Source organism: Candidatus Methanocrinis alkalitolerans, assembly GCF_029167205.1.
In the GTDB taxonomy this organism is placed as follows: domain Archaea; phylum Halobacteriota; class Methanosarcinia; order Methanotrichales; family Methanotrichaceae; genus Methanocrinis; species Methanocrinis alkalitolerans.
The window spans coordinates 35548-51029 of sequence record NZ_JARFPL010000007.1; the positions used below are offsets into that span (position 1 = coordinate 35548).

Genomic DNA, 15482 nt, shown 5'->3' on the forward strand with positions numbered 1-15482 from the left:
ATAATCCTCTGATATTCTTGCAATAATACCTGAAGATTACTGGAGGATTACATTGCCCAAGATATCGGTGGAGATTCCGCAACACATCATAGACGACGTCAACTGCCACGTAGGCGACGACGGAAAGTTCGTCAACTTCTCCGACGCCGTCAGGACTGCCCTGAGGAAGATGCTCGACCAGCTCGACGAGATAGACCGCCGCCAGGGGAGGCTGAGGGAGGGCGATGGAGGATGAAGATGGGTCTATCCCTGGAGTTCGACGCCGCCCACCGCCTCCCCGGCTACGACGGCAAGTGTGCGCAAATCCACGGCCACACCTACGACGTTGAGGTGATCCTTGAAGGGCCGGTGGACGAAGAGACGGGATTTCTCCTGGACTTCTACGATCTGAAGCGCATCTTAAAATCGGTCCTGGATGAGCTGGACCACCGGGATCTGAACGGTATCCTCGACAACCCCACCGCCGAGAGGATCGCAGAATACATCAAGGCCGGCCTGGAGAGCCGCCTCCTCGAATCCCACGCCAGACTCGTCTCGGTGAAGCTCTGGGAGGGGAGGAACAAATGGGTGATGACCGAATGAGGCCGAAGGCGGTCTGCCTCTGTTCTGGAGGGCTCGACTCCACCGTGGCGGCGGCCAAGGCGTTGGATGAGGGCTTCGAGATCTCCATCATCCACATCCTCTACGGCCAGAAGGCTGAGGGGAGGGAAGAAAGGGCTGTCCAGGAGATCGCGAAGGCCCTCGGCGCATCCGAGGTCAGGTTCGCGAGGACTGACCTCTTCTATAACCATGCACCTCTGACGACCGCCGGCTCACCCATCCCCACCGGGGACGAAGTGGATATCAGAGGCCCGAAGCCGACGCCTTCCACCTGGGTCTACTGCAGAAACCTCGTCTTCGGGTCGATGGCGGCGGCCTACGCCGAGGAGATCGGAGCCGAGGGGATCTACGTCGGATTCAACGCAGAAGAGGGGGAGTCCTATCCGGACAACAGGCCGAAGTTCGTCGACCGGTTCAACCTCCTCCTGGAGAAGTCTGTAGCCTCCTTCAGCCGGCCCCCGAAGATCGAGGCCCCCCTCCTCCACCTCTATAAGCCCGGCATCGTCAGGATGGGGGCGGAGCTGGGGGCGCCCATGGCCCTGACATGGTCCTGCTACCGGGAGGGGACGGTCCACTGCGGAGAGTGCGAATCCTGTCAGCATCGGAGGCGTGGATTTATGGAGGCCGGGGTCGATGATCCCACTGTATACCGATGAGGTCGGCGTCCTCGCCGAGATCTTCTCCTCGTTTCAGGGAGAGGGCCCCCTCGTCGGAAGGAGGCAGGTCTTCGTCAGGACAGCTGGCTGCAACCTCTCCTGCTCCTACTGTGATTCGGCGAAGTCCCGGCGCGAGGTCAAATTTTGCGAGGTGGAACGCGATCCTGGATCGGGCCTTCTCCTGCGGAGGAATAATCCCGTCACCTCGAGCTGGGCGAATGAGGAGATCCTCGGCCTCTGGGCTTCCGGAACTCACAGCGTATCGATAACAGGGGGCGAGCCCCTCTGCCAGCCGGAGTTCGCAGCGGCCCTGGCGAGATGCTGCGCCGCCGAGGGCCTCCCCGTATATTTCGAGACGAACGGCTTTTCAGAGAGACGCTTCTTGAGGGTCGTCGACCGGATCGACTTTGCGGCCGTCGACGTTAAGCTTCCAAGCCACAGGGCCTGCCCTCCTGCAGACTGGCTCCGTCTGGTCGAGAACGAGCTTGGCTGCATCAAGGCCGCTTCCAGGGCGGGGGCGGTCACCATCGCCAAGGTCGTGATCCTCGAATCGACGCCCATCGAAGAGATCGACCGGCTATGCCCCCGCCTTGAGGGGGTGGAGGCGACGTTTGTACTCCAGCCAGCTTCGGGGATAGGAAGGCCGTCCCCAGAGAAGCTGATGCTCATCCACCAGGCTGCATCGGAGCATCGAGGAGATGTTTTGGTCATACCCCAGGCCCACAAGATGATGGGGGTTCTCTGAGATCTCCGGGCCGGAGAAGACGACTTTGCGGATGATGAGGGCCCACAATGATGGAGGATCTCCTTCTCCTCCGCCCTCCTCATCTCCTCGATCAGAAGGATATCTCTTCGTCCTTCCTTTCTTCGATCCTTTCCTTCACCATATGCATCCGCTTCTCGGCGTTCTTATCGTACATCTCCCTGTAGCGATCGGATCGGTCGTTCTTCTCCCACCTCGAAATTCTCCGGTCGAGGGCCTCGAACATGTACTTCTCCGCCGCCTTGACGGTATCGAGATCACCGCGGAGGACGAGGATCTCCCTCTCTTCGGTCTCGCCGTCCAAAATGCCGACCTTGGCGTTCCGCCTGACGGGATCCAGCTCGAACTTGTCCACCAGATCCTGGATTACGCTCAAGGGCATCCCGATGGGTATCGCCAGGTCGTAGAGCCCGGTCAGATCTTCTCTATCATCAATTTCAGCTTCGGCCATCCCAATATCACCTCCTGGTCCTCATCCCTTGAAGATTTAAGTCTGTCGAAAGGCCGGTGCCTACCCTTCAGTCCCTCGTGGTCGGGTCGGACCTGAAGGCGGGATGCAGAAAGATGCGTATGCGGCGAGCCGATATCTCCTTCTTTCCAATCCCCTTCTAGGGAAACTGTTATTAAGGGGTGGCTCAATCAGAAAAGCTGCCGGGCCCGTAGCTTAGCATGGTTGGAGCGCACGGCTGATAACCGTGAGGTCACGCGTTCGAATCGCGTCGGGCCCACCAGAAACCAATTTTTCCTTTATTTACCTCATTTCGAGGACTATTCATCTCAGCCCCCCCGAGGATCCCTCATAATGAGGATCCCTCATATTAAGGGGGGTCATTCATTACGGGCTGGATATATCACCCATGAGGGTTGTGTTCATGACGTAGTCGAAGCCGAAGGCCGGGGTCCCGCACCAGCCCGCATGTTCGAGGATCCCCATGAAACAGACCCCAATGAGCTTCTGGTGCTCGATCTTTCCGAGGAGGGCGGCCATCTCCTCGATCGTCACACCGATCTTGGGCATCGCCATCCCTCCCAGGATCACCACCACGTCGGCGTCGGGACTGGTGGCTTCTCCCAGCTCCATCCCGTACTCTGTTGCCACGAGCTTCCTCGTCTTATCCGCCTCGAGGCCCGGCACAAAGGCGAGCCTCTTCTCCCTGATGGGGAAGGCGAGGAACGCTGCGAAAGGGGTGCAAAAACCGGGAGTACCGACAAAGGTGATGCTCTCGTCGTCCTTAACCAGATCCCTAAATCCGTTCAGCATTCCTCCAAGTCCCACAACTTCTGTCATCTTCTTCACAAAATCCCTCCGATACCCGATAGACGCTCCAAAGGTTTTAAGCTTTAACCCCGCTTCAAAATGTTTATCTGGATGGAACAAGTTTCTTCCGGCACGATGACCAAGAAATCGGTGAAGGAGAAAAAGAAGGGGGCGGAGGGGAAGGATCTACCCGCCCCGAAGAGGCGGGTTCTGGAGCGGGTCCCCGACCTTTACGTCTACGCGGGCCTGGTTTTCGTCTTCCTCTTTTCGCTCTACCTGAGGGTCTATCGACCCATGCCCCGCGTCTTCGTCGGAGATGCCGTCCTATTCGACGGCAACGACCCATGGTATCACATGATGCTGGCCAAGAGCACCGTCCTCAACTTCCAGAGGCCGTGGTTCGATCCGCTCACGTTCTTTCCAGAGGGGACGGCCATCCATTTCGGCCCCTTCATGAGCTGGGGGATCGCCGTCCTCTCTTACATCACAGGGCTCGGAAACCCCAGCATGCACACCGTCGAGGTGGTGGGTGCGGTCTTCCCCGCCATCCTGGGGGCCCTTCTCGTCTTCCCCGTCTACTTCTTAGGGCGGGAGCTGGGGGGTCGGGCGGCTGGATTGATAGCAGCGGTCATGATCGCCGTTCTGCCGGGCCAGCTCCTCTCTCGATCGGTGATCGGGTTCACCGACCACCACGTTGCAGAGGTCCTCTTCAGCGCCACGGCGATCCTGTTCTTCATCCTGGCGGTCAGGTCTGGCTCAGGCAAACTCACCTTTGCCACCCTCCGAGGCCGGGATCTCGCAGAAGTAAAACGGCCGCTCCTCTATGCTATTCTGGCGGGCCTCTTCCTGGGGCTTTACATAGACTCCTGGGCGGCGGGTCATGTCTTCGTGGGTTTCATCCTCGCCTTCGTCGCCATCCAGAGCACAGTCGACCATCTGAGGGGGAGGAACGTGGATCATCTCGCGATCGTGACGGCGATCGCCTTCTTGATCGCCCTCATTTTGGTCCTTCCCTTCGTCAGGGTGCAGAACGGGTTCAGTCCCGTCTATTACTCCCTATTTCAGCCGGTGATCCTGATCATGGGGATATTATTCGTGCTCTTCCTCTCCTTCGTCTCGACGGAGCTGGGCAAGAGGCGGATGGAGAGGCGCTACTTCCCGTTGGTCATAATCGGGTCCATCGCCGTCGTCTTTGTGGTCCTCGCAGTGGCGGTCCCTCAGTTCACGGGAACCCTCATGTCGGGCTTGAAGATATTCCAGCCCTATACGGGAGGAGCGGCCACCATATCAGAGGCCTCCACGATACTGGAGAGGTACGGGGTCCAGAGGAACTTCCCCGGGTTAATATCCATCCTTTCTCCCATGTGGCTCACCCTTCTGGCCCTGCCCCTCCTCCTCCGTCGATACCTCCGAGATGAAGGTAGGAGCGGAGATATGCTCATCTTGGTCTGGACGGTGATGATGCTCTCCCTCACCCTGGCTCAGAACCGGTTCGCATACTACTACGCCGTCAACGTAGCCTTCCTCACCGGGTACCTGGGATCGGTCCTTCTGGAGAAGACCCGATTTTCGGAGGTGGAGTGCGCCATCGTCAGGATGGCGAGAGGGTCGTCGAAGGAGGAGTTAGACCGGAACCGTCTTCTGATGAACGCAGGAGCCGTCGTCATCGTGGCAGCCCTCTTCGTCTATCCAGCCATGTTCGGGGCGGTCCAGGGGGTTTCGATCGGGAGCTTCCAATCGGAGCGGCATGTCAATCCCATCGGATCCGATTGGTACGATTCCCTGGTATGGCTCCGAGAGAACACCCCCTATCCGGGGATGGATCTCTACGCCATCTATGAAAGGCCCCCGGCGGGCGAGAGGTTTGCTTACCCCGATTCTGCCTATGGGACCATCTCCTGGTGGGACTACGGCCACTGGATCGAGACCATCGGCCACCGGTTGCCGAACTCTAACCCCTTCCAGCAAGGGATAGGGAATAGAGAGACCGAGAGACCCGGATCGTCCCCCTTCTTCCTCGCCCAGACCGAGGCCGAGGCCGAGGCGGTCCTGGCCGCCCTTGACGTCGACATGTCCCCCTACTCCAACGCACGGTACGTGGTCACCGACGTCGAGATGGCCATGGGCAAGTTCCACGCCATGGCTGCCTGGTCCAACATATATCCAGGCGAGTTCCAGTTCAGCTACTGGCAGGACGGCCAGCCGATCACCATATACAGGACCCCCTACTTCCGAAGTATGGTGGCCAGGCTCCACTTCTTCGACGGGACCGAGGCTGAAGTTCAGGAGGGGTGGACCGTAGCCTTCCGCTCTGACGGCGCGGGGGGCATCTCCGTCGAGCCTCAGAAGAGATCTCGAGACTACCAGGAGCTCCTCGATAGCGTCGACGAGAGCCTCCAGCGGGGGTACGCTGCGGCGGAGGTCGTCTCCCAAAGCCCCATCATGACCTCAGTCCCCCTGGAGGCCCTCAGCCATTACAGGCTCGTCTACGAGTCCCAGTCCTCCGTCACCACCAGCGGCCAGAAGTACGTCAAGATCTTCGAGCACGTTCCTGGAGCGACGATCTCCGGGGAGGCCTCCCCCGGTACGGAAGCGGTCATCTCCGTTCCCATCACCACCAACCGCGGGAGAAGCTTCGTCTACAAGCAGTCTACAGTCGCGGACTCTGATGGCGAGTTCTCCCTCGTCGTCCCCTACTCCACGGAAGGTCCAGAAGATTGGTCCACCAACTTCGAGACCGGACCTGCTGGGCCCTATACCCTCCAGGTTGGAGCTGTCCGGTACGACGTCCGGGTCCCTGAAGGGGCCGTCATCGTCGGGAGTTCGATCGAGATATGATGCTCATGGAGGAGATGACCTGGACACAGATCGAGGCCGGGCTTGAGGAGACGAGGACGGTGATCCTGCCGGTGGGGGCGACCGAGGAGCACGGCCCTCACCTCCCCACCTTCACCGATACGATCCAGGCCCTGGAGGTGGCAAAAGAGGTCTCCCGCCGAAGGCCCGTATTCGTCGCCCCTCCCGTCCACTACGGGGTCTGCAGGTCGACCCGGGGCTTTCCGGGGACGATCTCCATCAGCCCCGGGGCGCTGAGGGCCCTCACCTTCGACCTCCTCCTCGCCTTCTCAGATTCGGGGTTCGAGAGGGTACTCATCCTGACGGGCCACGCCGGAGGCCAGCACCTTGCAGCCCTCAAGGAGGCTGCCGAGGGGGCCGTCGCCGCCAAAGACCTCCGGGTGAGCCTCGTCTCCGACTTCGACCTCATCGACGCCTCCCAGGTCGAGACCCCAGGGGACGGCCATGCCGGGGAGATCGAGACCTCGAGGATGCTGGTCATCCGGGAAGACCTGGTGGGAGGTCTTCCTGATAAGCATTTTCCGCCGAGGCCGAAGTATCTGATCATGAAGGACGTGAGGCACCTGATGGGCAACGGGGTGATGGGCGACCCCTCCAAGGCGACCAAAGAGAAAGGGGAGAGGTTCATGGAGATGTCAGTCTTGGGGGTGCTGGATGCCCTGGAGGAGCTGGAGAACTATCCATCCCCCTGAACTTTCTCGTCCTCTTTTTTTCATCCTTCCGTCGTTTTCATCGGGCACCTTCATGCCCCTCCTCCCTCCATCAAATTCGATTCCTCGGGGCGGGCAGGTTTAATATATGGTTCCCGCATCTGCCTACCCTTGAAGATCACGATTTCACGGGATGAACATCATGCCATCGCAAGAGGATAAGCTGTCCAGACTGTCTCCCAGGGATAGGCAGGTTTTGAGAGAGATACACGAGGGGCTCAGTGATCCCAAAAGGATCGCCGAGAGGCTGGGAATAAAGGAGGTCTCCGTCATCTCCTCGGCTGAGGGGCTCGCCGAGATGGGGCTCGTCAGCCTCGATAAAAGGGTCGAGGAGGTCTACACCCTGACGGAGGAGGGGGCCCGGTACGCCGAGATCGGCCTTCCTGAAAGGAGGCTCCTGGAGATCGCCGGGGCGGAGGGGGTTTTCTTATCCGAGATCAAGGACCCCGCCCTGAAGGTGGGGATCGGCTGGCTCAAAAAGAAGGGCTGGGCGAACGTCGAGGCGGGGAAGATAACGCCGAAGAAAGATGCGCCCCCAGGAAAGGACGAGGAGATCCTGGCGGCCCTATCCTTCCAGGGGGAGACGAGCGGCTCGGCCCTGGATGAGGATGCCCTCAAGGTTTTGAAGAGCAGGAGGCTTGTGGAGTCGAGGGCCCAGAAGTCGTGGTCCTTCGGGGCCACCAATGAAGGAGTATCTGTTCTCAAAACGAAGGTTGGAACGAGCCTCAAAGACTCATACGACATTCAGGTTGGAGTGAGCCTCGAAGATTCTTACGACATAATCTCTCATATAAATCAGATAACCCCGGACATGATAAAAAGCGGGGTCTGGCAAGGGAAATATGTAGATTATAAGGGGGCTCGATACGAGGTCCGCCCCTACGACGTCGCCCTCCCCGCGGAGCGGGTATACCCCGGGAAGGTCCACCCCTACCAGCGGCTCCTCACCAGGATGAGGGAGATCATGCTGGAGATGGGGTTCACCGAGATCAAGGGGGAGATCGTCCAGTCGAGCTTCTGGAACTTCGATGCCCTCTTCCAGCCCCAGGACCATCCGGCGAGGGAGATGCAGGACACCTTCTACCTCGACACCAGGGCAAACATCCCCGACTACGCCTCCGTCAAGGAGATGCACGAGAGAGGCGGGGACGTGGGCTCCACCGGCTGGGGCGGGGTCTGGGACCCGGAGGTTGCCCGCCGGGAGGTTCTGCGTACCCATACCACTTCGGTGACGATAAAGTATCTGGCGGACCATCCGAAACCCCCGGTGAAGGCCTTCTCGATAGACCGGGTCTATAGGAGGGAGGCGATCGACCCGACCCACACTCCCGAGTTCGAGCAGCTGGAGGGGGTTATTATGGACGAAGACCTCTCCTTCGCAAACCTCCTGGGAGTGTTAAAGGAGTTCTACGGAAAGATGGGCTTCGATGAGGTGAGGTTTCGCCCCGGCTACTTCCCCTACACCGAGCCGTCCGTCGAGCCCGAAGTCTACATAGAGGGGCTCGGCTGGGTGGAGCTGGGGGGCGCCGGGGTCTTTAGGAGGGAGGTGACCGCCCCCTTCGGGATAGACCATCCGGTACTGGCATGGGGGCTTGGGGTGGGGCGGCTCGCCATGCTCAGGCTGGGGTTGAAGGATCTTCGTCTCCTCTACCAATCGGACGTCGGATGGCTGAGGGAGACGCCCCTCTCGGCGAGGATGTGATGGATCGTGCCGGTAGTGAGATTGTATTATGAGGATCTGGAGGAGATGGTGGGAGCCTCCAGGGATCTCTTCATGGCGAGGATGGCCATGATGGGCGCAGATATAGGAAAGAGCAACGAATTGGAGTACGTCGACGTCGAGTTCTTCCCCGACAGGCCCGACCTCTACAGCTCCGAGGGGGTGGCAAGAGCCCTCCGGGGTTTCCTGGATTTGGAGGGGGGACTTCCGGAGTATGGGGTCCAACCAGGCGACATCTCCGTCAAAGTCGACCCCTCCGTCGAGAAGGTAAGGCCCCTCATAGGCTGCGCCGTGGTGAGGGGCCTCCAGTTCAGCGACCCCGCCATAGAGTCCCTGATGGACCTGCAGGAGGACCTCCACTGGGGCCTGGGCAGGAACAGGAGGAAGGTGGCCATAGGGGTCCACGACATCTCCCGGGTCGTTTCCCCCTTCACCTACTTCGCCGCCGACCCCTCCTTCGAGTTCGTCCCCCTGGACTTCGACGAGAGCCTCTCCATGGAGGAGATCCTGAAGCGCCACCCCAAGGGGGTCAGCTACGCCTCGATCCTTGAGGGGTTCGACCGATACCCCCTCATAGTGGACGCTAAGGGTGACGTCCTATCCTTCCCGCCGATCATAAACGGCGAGCTGACGAGGGTGAAGGACGACACCAGGGACCTCTTCATCGACGTCACCGGGACTGATCCCGTCGTATACAAGGCTCTGAACATAGTCGTAACCGCCCTCGCAGAGAGGGGAGGGCGTATCGAGTCGGTCAGGGTGGAGAGGCCCGAAGGCGATCTCATCCTTCCGGACCTCTCTGCCGCGATCTGGGATGTCAGAGTCGATGACGCCAACGGCCTCATCGGCTTCGACCTCTCGGCAGAGGAGCTGGCGGCCTGCCTTGAGAAGATGAGGTTCGGGGTCCGGGTCAGGAGCCGGGGGGTCCTGGAGGTATCTGTCCCTGCCTACAGGGCGGACATAATGCACTCCTGGGACATCTTCGAGGATGCGGCCAAGGGATACGGCTACGACAGGCTGGCTGCGAAACTGCCAAAGACCGTCACCGTCGGCGAGCCCCACCCCCTGGAGGCGAGAAAGTCCGATCTCCGGGAGATCATGGTGGGCCTCGGCTACCTGGAGACGATGCCATTCACCCTCACCTCGGAGATGGCGAACTTCGAGAAGATGAGGCGGCCGATACTGGACCTGGAGGCGACGAGGGTTCTTCACCCCATAAGCGAGCTTCACACCATGGTCAGGACATCGATCCTCCCAAGCCTCCTCGAGATTTTCGCAATAAACCAGCACCATCCCCTCCCTCAGAGGATCTTCGCCGTTGGAGACGTCCTCGAAGGCGGACGGACCAGGCAGGATCTGGCGGCGGCCTCCATCCACGGCGGCGCCGACTTCGCGGAGGTGAGGTCCGTCGTCGACGCCCTCTTCGGAGAGCTGGCCCTCGAGGCCGAGATAGCCGTCTCCGGAGACGGGGCCTTCCTTGAGGGTAGGAGGGGAGACCTTCTGGTGGGTGGGGTGAGGGTCGGGTCCTTCGGCGAGTTCCACCCTCAGGTTCTGCGGAGCTTCGGCCTCGACCAGCCCGCCGTAGGGCTGGAGGTGAGATGGGACCGCCTCTGGCCTCAGAGATGAACTAGGTCCCGATCTCAGGTCTGCAGGAGGGATGCGGTCGATCCGGTGTAACGGGTCCATCCCCTCAAAGAGGGGCGGATCCGTCCCGGCCCCCGGGACTAAACCCTCGCCGCCGTCCCCCCTATCAATCCCGAGGCAGCCCTCCCTCAACAAGTTTAATATAAGCTGCAAAAGAAATTCAACGTTGGTGGAAGGTTGGGTGCCCTCATGAAAGTCCGGGATCTGATGACTTACCCGATCCTCTCGGTGGGTATAGAGACCACCGTCTTCGAGGCTATACAGATGATGGTTCGGGAGAACAAGGGAAGCGTCCTCGTGGTAGAGGGCGGTCTCCTGAAGCAGGTGGTGGGGATCGTCACAACCCGGGGGATGTTCAAGCAGGTCTTCGCCAAAGGGATCGATCCCAGAGACGTGATGATCTGGGAGATAATGACCCCGGCGCCTCTGGTAACCATCGGCCCCAACGCCACCACCAGGAAGGCGGCCGAGATGATGCTGGAGCACCACATAAGGAGGCTCCCGGTCGTCGAATGTGGCGCTCTTGTGGGGATAATAACCAGCAAAGATCTTCTCCGTTGTGTAGGGGGTCCCAAAGCCGGAGACGGATCTCCCCATGGAGAAGCCGATGATTCTGAAACGATGTGAGGAATCCCTCGGCCGATGGGAAAATGGGCCGCCCCCGACGTAGAATTTAAATATCGAGAGGATCAAGGGGAGGCCAGGTCGAGGTAGCCAAGCCTGGTATGGCGCAGGTTTGCTAAACCTGTGTCCCTTCGGGACTCGAGGGTTCGAATCCCTCCCTCGGCGCTACTTTTATAATAAAAATAAAATACGTGCTCATGCCCAACGCGAGAGGGCATTGAACCTCTCGGCGAAGTTGAAGCATGAGCCGTCAAGGCAGCTGAAGGCGGGGCCCGGTTCGTCCTTGAATATCAGCCTTCTCTGGATCTCGAAGGCCCCCAGGAACTCTTCGCGCTCTCTGGTGGACCTCTGGCCCGGTATCGACTGCCTGGCGTCGATGGCCAAATATCCGGTGAAGTTGTCGACGGTCTGGAACTCAGCCCTCCTGTCGGGTCCGGTGTGGTGGAGGTCGATCTTCTGGACCTCGTACTCCATTCCCTGGAGGTTGTAGCTCTCCTGGACTTTGGCGCCGACCCCACCGAAGACGAGGGAGCTTTTGACAACCTCGGTTCCCATCAGGGCGTCGCCGGGGTTATCTGCTACGTAGTTCTCCACAGCGTCGAACCCCTGAAAGTTGGGGTTTGAGCCCTTAGCCCTCTCCACCAGGTACTCGTTCTTCATCAAAGTGTCCACGCTGCCGCTGAAGTATACGTCTTTGTTCGACTTGACCCCGGTGTTCATGGACCTGACGTCTTTGTTCATGGTGAACTGGCCGGTCCCGCTGATGGAGGTCTCTGAGACGTAGTCGTAGTCCTGAAGCTTGAACCCGGCCTCGTCAGATCCGGACTTGGAGTTGGCGGCCGTGGCCACGACCGCGAATTCGTAAGATCCTGGAGAGGCGGTCATAGCCGGCGTCACCAGGAGCTGCTCAGTTCCGATGCCTCCAGGTGGAATGGTGAGGACCGTCTCGTCCCATCCGAACCATCCTGGTCTGCAGCTCTTGGGGTTCACCGTGAGCTTTGCATCGACTTCTGAGCATCCCAGATTTTCCACGGTGACGATGTACTCCAGCGCCTTTCCTGGCGTGGAGTAAGTGGGCGCCTGTCCGGACTTCGGGCCGACGAGGTCGACTGAAACCCGCAGCTCGCCCGTTGCCGGCGGCACCGAGGGCCAGACCGACCCTGGGGCGGTGGACTGCGGGGTGGGCTGCTGGCTCCAAGTCGACTCCGGTCCCAGCCTCGTCTCTTCTACGGTGGCAGAGGCGGTTTGGGCCGCGAGAAGGAGCAGGATCAGCAGGATCATCAGATATTTTCTCACTCTTTAACCCCCATGACGAGTTCTTTGCGACGAAGGCGCCCCGTCCGAATCGGCGTTCGACCCTTCTTATGTCGCGAAAATAAGAAAAGAGGATAGACTGCCGTTTAGCAGTCTACTCCCGCGCATGGTCTAAAGAACTTGTCTTCAGGCACCGGGTTCTCGTGGAACTTGATCTCCTTCTGGACCTCGAACTCGCCGCTGAAGAGCTCATGGCTCTTTATGTCCTTGTAGAAGATCTTGTGCATGCTGGAGTCGGTCCCCCAGGTACCGTTGAAGCTGTTCAGAGTGCTAAGCCCGACGGTGTGGGTGATGGTCGAGTTGTTGGTGGAGCCGAAGAAGACCGTCTGGTCCTTCTCCATCTGGTTGACGCTGAACATCTCCTGGATGTTGGCACCTATGCCACCGTAGAAGGCCTTGGAGTTGACGAACTTGCCGCCCTGGAGGGGCGCGTTCTTCGCGTCGTAGGTCATCTTGGTGTTCTCATAGAAGTTCAACTTCGCGTCTCTGGTCGCGTTGGTCTTGTTGTCGGGGTCCTCCCAATCATAGGCGTAGTTGGGCACCTTTCTTATAAGACGGTTCGGTTCCTGCGAGTAGACGTGGACGGCGTCCATCTCGATGGTGCCGTCACCTGTCATCATGTCGTAGTACTCAAGGGCTATCCTCTTGTCGACGATGGAGGTGGCCACGTCGATGTAACCGGTCCCGCTGACCAGTTGGCGCTCACAAAACTGCTGGTACTGAGTTGGCTCCTCGAGTGGCGGGTTGGCCACTGCAGGTACGCAAGCCAATGCTAGAGCTACCAATATTGCTAATACTCCCTTCATTTACTTACACCCCCTTCCTTTTCTGAGTTTAAGTCGTTTGTCTCTCTTTTCAGCGAGACGAACTCTTTATCTATTTAATACAGGGCTCATATTTCAGTGTTTTGGTCCGGAGACGGCCCAAAGGAAATGGCAAATAAAAAAAGCGGGGTTGATTCAGATGCGAGGCGCATCCGAATCCCAAGATGTTACGCTCAGATGCAGGGGAGCCAGTCGACCTGGACGGCGCCGCAGGTGTCGTTGCCCCAGAGCTGGATGAACTTCTCGATGGAGAAGACGCCCGTGAGGTCCTCAACGGACCGGCCATACTCGTCGTGCCTGCCCTTGGAGTTGACGTTCACGTCTTTGGAGAGCCACCCGAGGTGAGCTACACCGATGACGTTGGAGTTGAAGTTCGCCTCAAGAGCGCCGGAGCAGCATCCGCACTTGCCGGCTGCACTGCCCTCCTGACCCTGCTCGGTTATAATTCCTTCTAACTCCTCCTCGTCACAGCAGTGCTTTCTGGTCTTGACCTCGGTGTTCTTCTGGAGGTGCTCGGCGTGGGTGTACATCTCGACGACTACCGCTCCGATGTAGTAGTTCTGGACGCAGAGCTTCTCGATCCACTTCTGGTCGTAGGTGCCGGTCTGGTAGCTCACGGGCATGTACTCAAACTCGGCCTCCTTGGTGAAGTTGATGTAGTCGGGACAACATTCAGTATAATCCGATATTGGTGTCTTGAATGGGTCCCTCTGGGCCTCCAGCTCCATCCTCTGGGTGATGACGTTACCGCTTCCAGACTCCTTCTCGACGAGCTTGTTTCCGTTGAGGCCCGTCTGAGTCTGAATGATGATCTCTACGTTCTTGTAGCCGACGCCCTTGACGTTGGCCTTCTCGTACATGTAGTTGGCTGCGCCTGCCATCCCCACCAGGGCGATACAAGCCACCAACAAAATAGCTAGTTCTCTCTTCATTCAGTTCCCACCTCCGTTCTTAACTCTATACCCTCGTTCAACTGCCCACATCGCCGACCGCAAAGTGCGGCGGCATCTCGATGTGGCGGAACTTTGCTCCTCATGGACGCAGGGCTCGCCCGGATTCGTCTGGTCCCACCAGAAAAGGCAAGACGGGACTAATCCAAGTCCGCCAAGCAGGGATATACAAGCAGAAGCTGCATTACCCCCCCCAAGGAGCTTGCAGCCTGCACCAACGACTCGAACCGTGTCTGAGTTCTTCTGGCCAGGCACAAACTCATCTTCAGGTTGATGGCATATAAATCTATCGAGGAGGCAACGGGTTCTTTCGCCCTCTCATGATAATGAAATCCGTTATTGACGAACAATTTATGCAGGGCCTGGGACAGATAATCCCGAGATTCTTCGCCATCCGGGAGAAGGTTCAGCGGTTTGATGATCAGAGTTGAGAAGAGCTGACCGATCTGGAAAAAGAATCAAAAAATAGATGAGGAAGCGGGGGCTTCCTCCCTCAGATGCAGGGGAGCCAGTCTACGGATACGGCGCCGCAGGTGTCGTTGCCCCAGAGCTGGATGAACTTCTCGATGGAGAAGACGCCCGTGAGGTCCTCGACGGACCGGCCGTACTCGTCGTGCCTGCCCTTGGAGTTGGCCTTGGGGTCCTTGGAGAGCCATCCGAGGTGAGCTACACCGATGACGTTGGAGTTGAAGTTCGCCTCGAGAGCTCCGGTGCAGGTTCCGCAGTCAGGGGTTCCCACGAGACTGTCATCGCAGTCTTTCCTGGTCTTGACCTCGGTGTTCTTCTGGAGGTGCTCGGCGTGGGTGTACATCTCGACTACCACCGCTCCGATGTAGTAGTTCTGGACGCAGAGCTTATCGATCCACTTCTGGTCGTAGGTGCCGGTCTGGTAGCTGACGGGCATGTACTCCAGCTCCGACTCTTTGGTGAAGTTGATGTAGTCTGGACAGCACGGCCCGTCCTGGGGGCGCGTGTTGAAGGGGTCCCTCTGGGCCTCCAGCTCCATCCTGTGGGTGATGACGTTCCCGGACCCAGACTCCTTCTGGACGAGCTTGTTTCCGGCAAGGCCGGTCTGAGTCTGGATGATGATCTCTGAGTTCTTGTAGCCGACGCCTTTGATGTTCGACTTCTCGTACATGTAGTTGGCAGCTGTTGCCATCCCCATCAGGGCGATGGAGGCCGCCAACAGAATAGCTAGTAGTCTTTTCATATTACAATCCCACCTCCGAACTTCGTTCTATACCCTCGTTCATATCCCAGCACCGCTGGCCCCCGATTATGGCGGCCGTTTTGCAGATCAAGGCTCCGCTCCTCTGGTGAGGTTCTCAATGGTTCCTGACTGCGAGCCGCCTGCGGAAGGCTGACGTTGCGGGTTTGAACAAACCGGGACGCATCCGGCAGAAAGCCTCACAACCCCCGTTGAGAGCTCTTCGCCCAGCGCCTGGTTTTGATCCGTCTCCGGGCACTTTGCCCGGGGCGATATCTCCTTGAATTTCCTCGCATATAAATCTATCGAGGATATTCGGAACTTTTAAGGGATTTTTCTCAAAATAAAGTCGGTTT

The 15482-nt window shown here is 58.9% G+C and carries 15 protein-coding genes and 2 tRNA genes; 11 read left to right on the forward strand and 6 right to left on the reverse strand.

Features of this window, described 5'->3' with window-relative positions:
- The first annotated feature begins 52 nt into the window (after positions 1-52).
- Genes P0O24_RS03280 through P0O24_RS03295 form a run of 4 tightly spaced genes read left to right on the forward strand, consistent with a single transcriptional unit; the run spans position 53 to position 2001 of the window.
- Positions 53-235, forward strand: coding sequence for a ribbon-helix-helix domain-containing protein (locus P0O24_RS03280; RefSeq protein ID WP_316968311.1), 183 nt, complete (start codon positions 53-55; stop codon positions 233-235).
- Entirely contained in the window at positions 232-582 is a 351-nt protein-coding gene (queD, locus tag P0O24_RS03285; protein WP_316968312.1) for a 6-carboxytetrahydropterin synthase QueD, read from the forward strand. Before P0O24_RS03280 ends, queD begins: the two co-directional genes overlap by 4 nt.
- Positions 564-1256, forward strand: a complete 693-nt coding sequence (queC, locus tag P0O24_RS03290) for a 7-cyano-7-deazaguanine synthase QueC (protein ID WP_316968313.1) — start codon at positions 564-566, stop codon at positions 1254-1256. Before queD ends, queC begins: the two co-directional genes overlap by 19 nt.
- Positions 1234-2001: a 7-carboxy-7-deazaguanine synthase QueE gene (locus P0O24_RS03295; protein ID WP_316968314.1), complete on the forward strand. Its 768-nt coding sequence runs from the start codon at positions 1234-1236 to the stop codon at positions 1999-2001. The genes queC and P0O24_RS03295 overlap by 23 nt, the downstream gene beginning before the upstream one ends.
- A 91-nt stretch (positions 2002-2092) precedes the next feature.
- Here the strand turns inward: P0O24_RS03295 and P0O24_RS03300 are convergent, their stop codons facing one another.
- Complete coding sequence (locus P0O24_RS03300; RefSeq protein ID WP_316968315.1) at positions 2093-2470, reverse strand: hypothetical protein; 378 nt, start codon at positions 2468-2470, stop codon at positions 2093-2095.
- 202 nt (positions 2471-2672) lie between these two features.
- Between P0O24_RS03300 and P0O24_RS03305 the strand changes: the two genes are divergently transcribed.
- Positions 2673-2750, forward strand: a tRNA-Ile gene (locus P0O24_RS03305).
- A 104-nt stretch (positions 2751-2854) separates the two neighbouring features.
- Here the strand turns inward: P0O24_RS03305 and P0O24_RS03310 are convergent.
- Positions 2855-3307, reverse strand: a complete 453-nt coding sequence (locus tag P0O24_RS03310) for a DUF2124 domain-containing protein (RefSeq protein ID WP_316968342.1) — start codon at positions 3305-3307, stop codon at positions 2855-2857.
- Positions 3308-3412: 105 nt separating this feature from the next.
- Between P0O24_RS03310 and P0O24_RS03315 the strand changes: the two genes are divergently transcribed.
- The 6 genes from P0O24_RS03315 (at position 3413) to P0O24_RS03340 (ending at position 10996) form a co-directional block, all read left to right on the forward strand.
- Positions 3413-6115, forward strand: coding sequence for an oligosaccharyl transferase, archaeosortase A system-associated (locus P0O24_RS03315; RefSeq protein WP_316968316.1), 2703 nt, complete (start codon positions 3413-3415; stop codon positions 6113-6115).
- On the forward strand, positions 6112-6825 hold the full coding sequence (locus tag P0O24_RS03320) for a creatininase family protein (RefSeq protein WP_316968317.1): 714 nt from the start codon (positions 6112-6114) through the stop codon (positions 6823-6825). The genes P0O24_RS03315 and P0O24_RS03320 overlap by 4 nt, the downstream gene beginning before the upstream one ends.
- 160 nt (positions 6826-6985) lie before the next feature.
- Positions 6986-8545, forward strand: a complete 1560-nt coding sequence (gene pheS, locus P0O24_RS03325) for a phenylalanine--tRNA ligase subunit alpha (RefSeq protein ID WP_316968343.1) — start codon at positions 6986-6988, stop codon at positions 8543-8545.
- 6 nt (positions 8546-8551) lie between these two features.
- On the forward strand, positions 8552-10189 hold the full coding sequence (gene pheT, locus P0O24_RS03330; RefSeq protein WP_316968318.1) for a phenylalanine--tRNA ligase subunit beta: 1638 nt from the start codon (positions 8552-8554) through the stop codon (positions 10187-10189).
- A 207-nt stretch (positions 10190-10396) separates the two neighbouring features.
- Complete coding sequence (locus P0O24_RS03335; RefSeq protein ID WP_316968319.1) at positions 10397-10834, forward strand: CBS domain-containing protein; 438 nt, start codon at positions 10397-10399, stop codon at positions 10832-10834.
- A gap of 77 nt (positions 10835-10911) precedes the next feature.
- Positions 10912-10996, forward strand: a tRNA-Ser gene (locus tag P0O24_RS03340).
- Positions 10997-11026: 30 nt separating this feature from the next.
- Here P0O24_RS03340 and P0O24_RS03345 read toward each other — a convergent pair.
- The 4 genes from P0O24_RS03345 to P0O24_RS03360 all read right to left on the reverse strand — a co-directional run bounded on the left by P0O24_RS03345 (position 11027) and on the right by P0O24_RS03360 (position 15129).
- Positions 11027-12112, reverse strand: a complete 1086-nt coding sequence (locus P0O24_RS03345) for a COG1470 family protein (protein WP_316968320.1) — start codon at positions 12110-12112, stop codon at positions 11027-11029.
- A gap of 119 nt (positions 12113-12231) precedes the next feature.
- Complete coding sequence (locus P0O24_RS03350) at positions 12232-12951, reverse strand: hypothetical protein (protein WP_316968321.1); 720 nt, start codon at positions 12949-12951, stop codon at positions 12232-12234.
- A 191-nt stretch (positions 12952-13142) separates the two neighbouring features.
- Complete coding sequence (locus P0O24_RS03355) at positions 13143-13901, reverse strand: hypothetical protein (RefSeq protein ID WP_316968322.1); 759 nt, start codon at positions 13899-13901, stop codon at positions 13143-13145.
- 511 nt (positions 13902-14412) lie between these two features.
- Positions 14413-15129, reverse strand: a complete 717-nt coding sequence (locus tag P0O24_RS03360) for a hypothetical protein (RefSeq protein ID WP_316968323.1) — start codon at positions 15127-15129, stop codon at positions 14413-14415.
- Positions 15130-15482 lie beyond the last annotated feature (353 nt).

Bases quoted from the DNA above. Each gene is read 5' to 3' on its own strand.
- P0O24_RS03335 (WP_316968319.1), top strand. From the start codon at position 10,397: ATGAAAGTCCGGGATCTGATGACTTACCCGATCCTCTCGGTGGGTATA.
- P0O24_RS03320 (WP_316968317.1), top strand. From the start codon at position 6,112: ATGATGCTCATGGAGGAGATGACCTGGACACAGATCGAGGCCGGGCTT.
- queD (WP_316968312.1), top strand. From the start codon at position 232: ATGAAGATGGGTCTATCCCTGGAGTTCGACGCCGCCCACCGCCTCCCC.
- pheS (WP_316968343.1), top strand. From the start codon at position 6,986: ATGCCATCGCAAGAGGATAAGCTGTCCAGACTGTCTCCCAGGGATAGG.
- P0O24_RS03355 (WP_316968322.1), bottom strand. From the start codon at position 13,901: ATGAAGAGAGAACTAGCTATTTTGTTGGTGGCTTGTATCGCCCTGGTG.
- P0O24_RS03315 (WP_316968316.1), top strand. From the start codon at position 3,413: ATGACCAAGAAATCGGTGAAGGAGAAAAAGAAGGGGGCGGAGGGGAAG.
- P0O24_RS03350 (WP_316968321.1), bottom strand. From the start codon at position 12,951: ATGAAGGGAGTATTAGCAATATTGGTAGCTCTAGCATTGGCTTGCGTA.
- P0O24_RS03345 (WP_316968320.1), bottom strand. From the start codon at position 12,112: ATGATCCTGCTGATCCTGCTCCTTCTCGCGGCCCAAACCGCCTCTGCC.
- P0O24_RS03300 (WP_316968315.1), bottom strand. From the start codon at position 2,470: ATGGCCGAAGCTGAAATTGATGATAGAGAAGATCTGACCGGGCTCTAC.
- P0O24_RS03295 (WP_316968314.1), top strand. From the start codon at position 1,234: ATGATCCCACTGTATACCGATGAGGTCGGCGTCCTCGCCGAGATCTTC.
- queC (WP_316968313.1), top strand. From the start codon at position 564: ATGGGTGATGACCGAATGAGGCCGAAGGCGGTCTGCCTCTGTTCTGGA.
- P0O24_RS03310 (WP_316968342.1), bottom strand. From the start codon at position 3,307: ATGACAGAAGTTGTGGGACTTGGAGGAATGCTGAACGGATTTAGGGAT.
- P0O24_RS03360 (WP_316968323.1), bottom strand. From the start codon at position 15,129: ATGAAAAGACTACTAGCTATTCTGTTGGCGGCCTCCATCGCCCTGATG.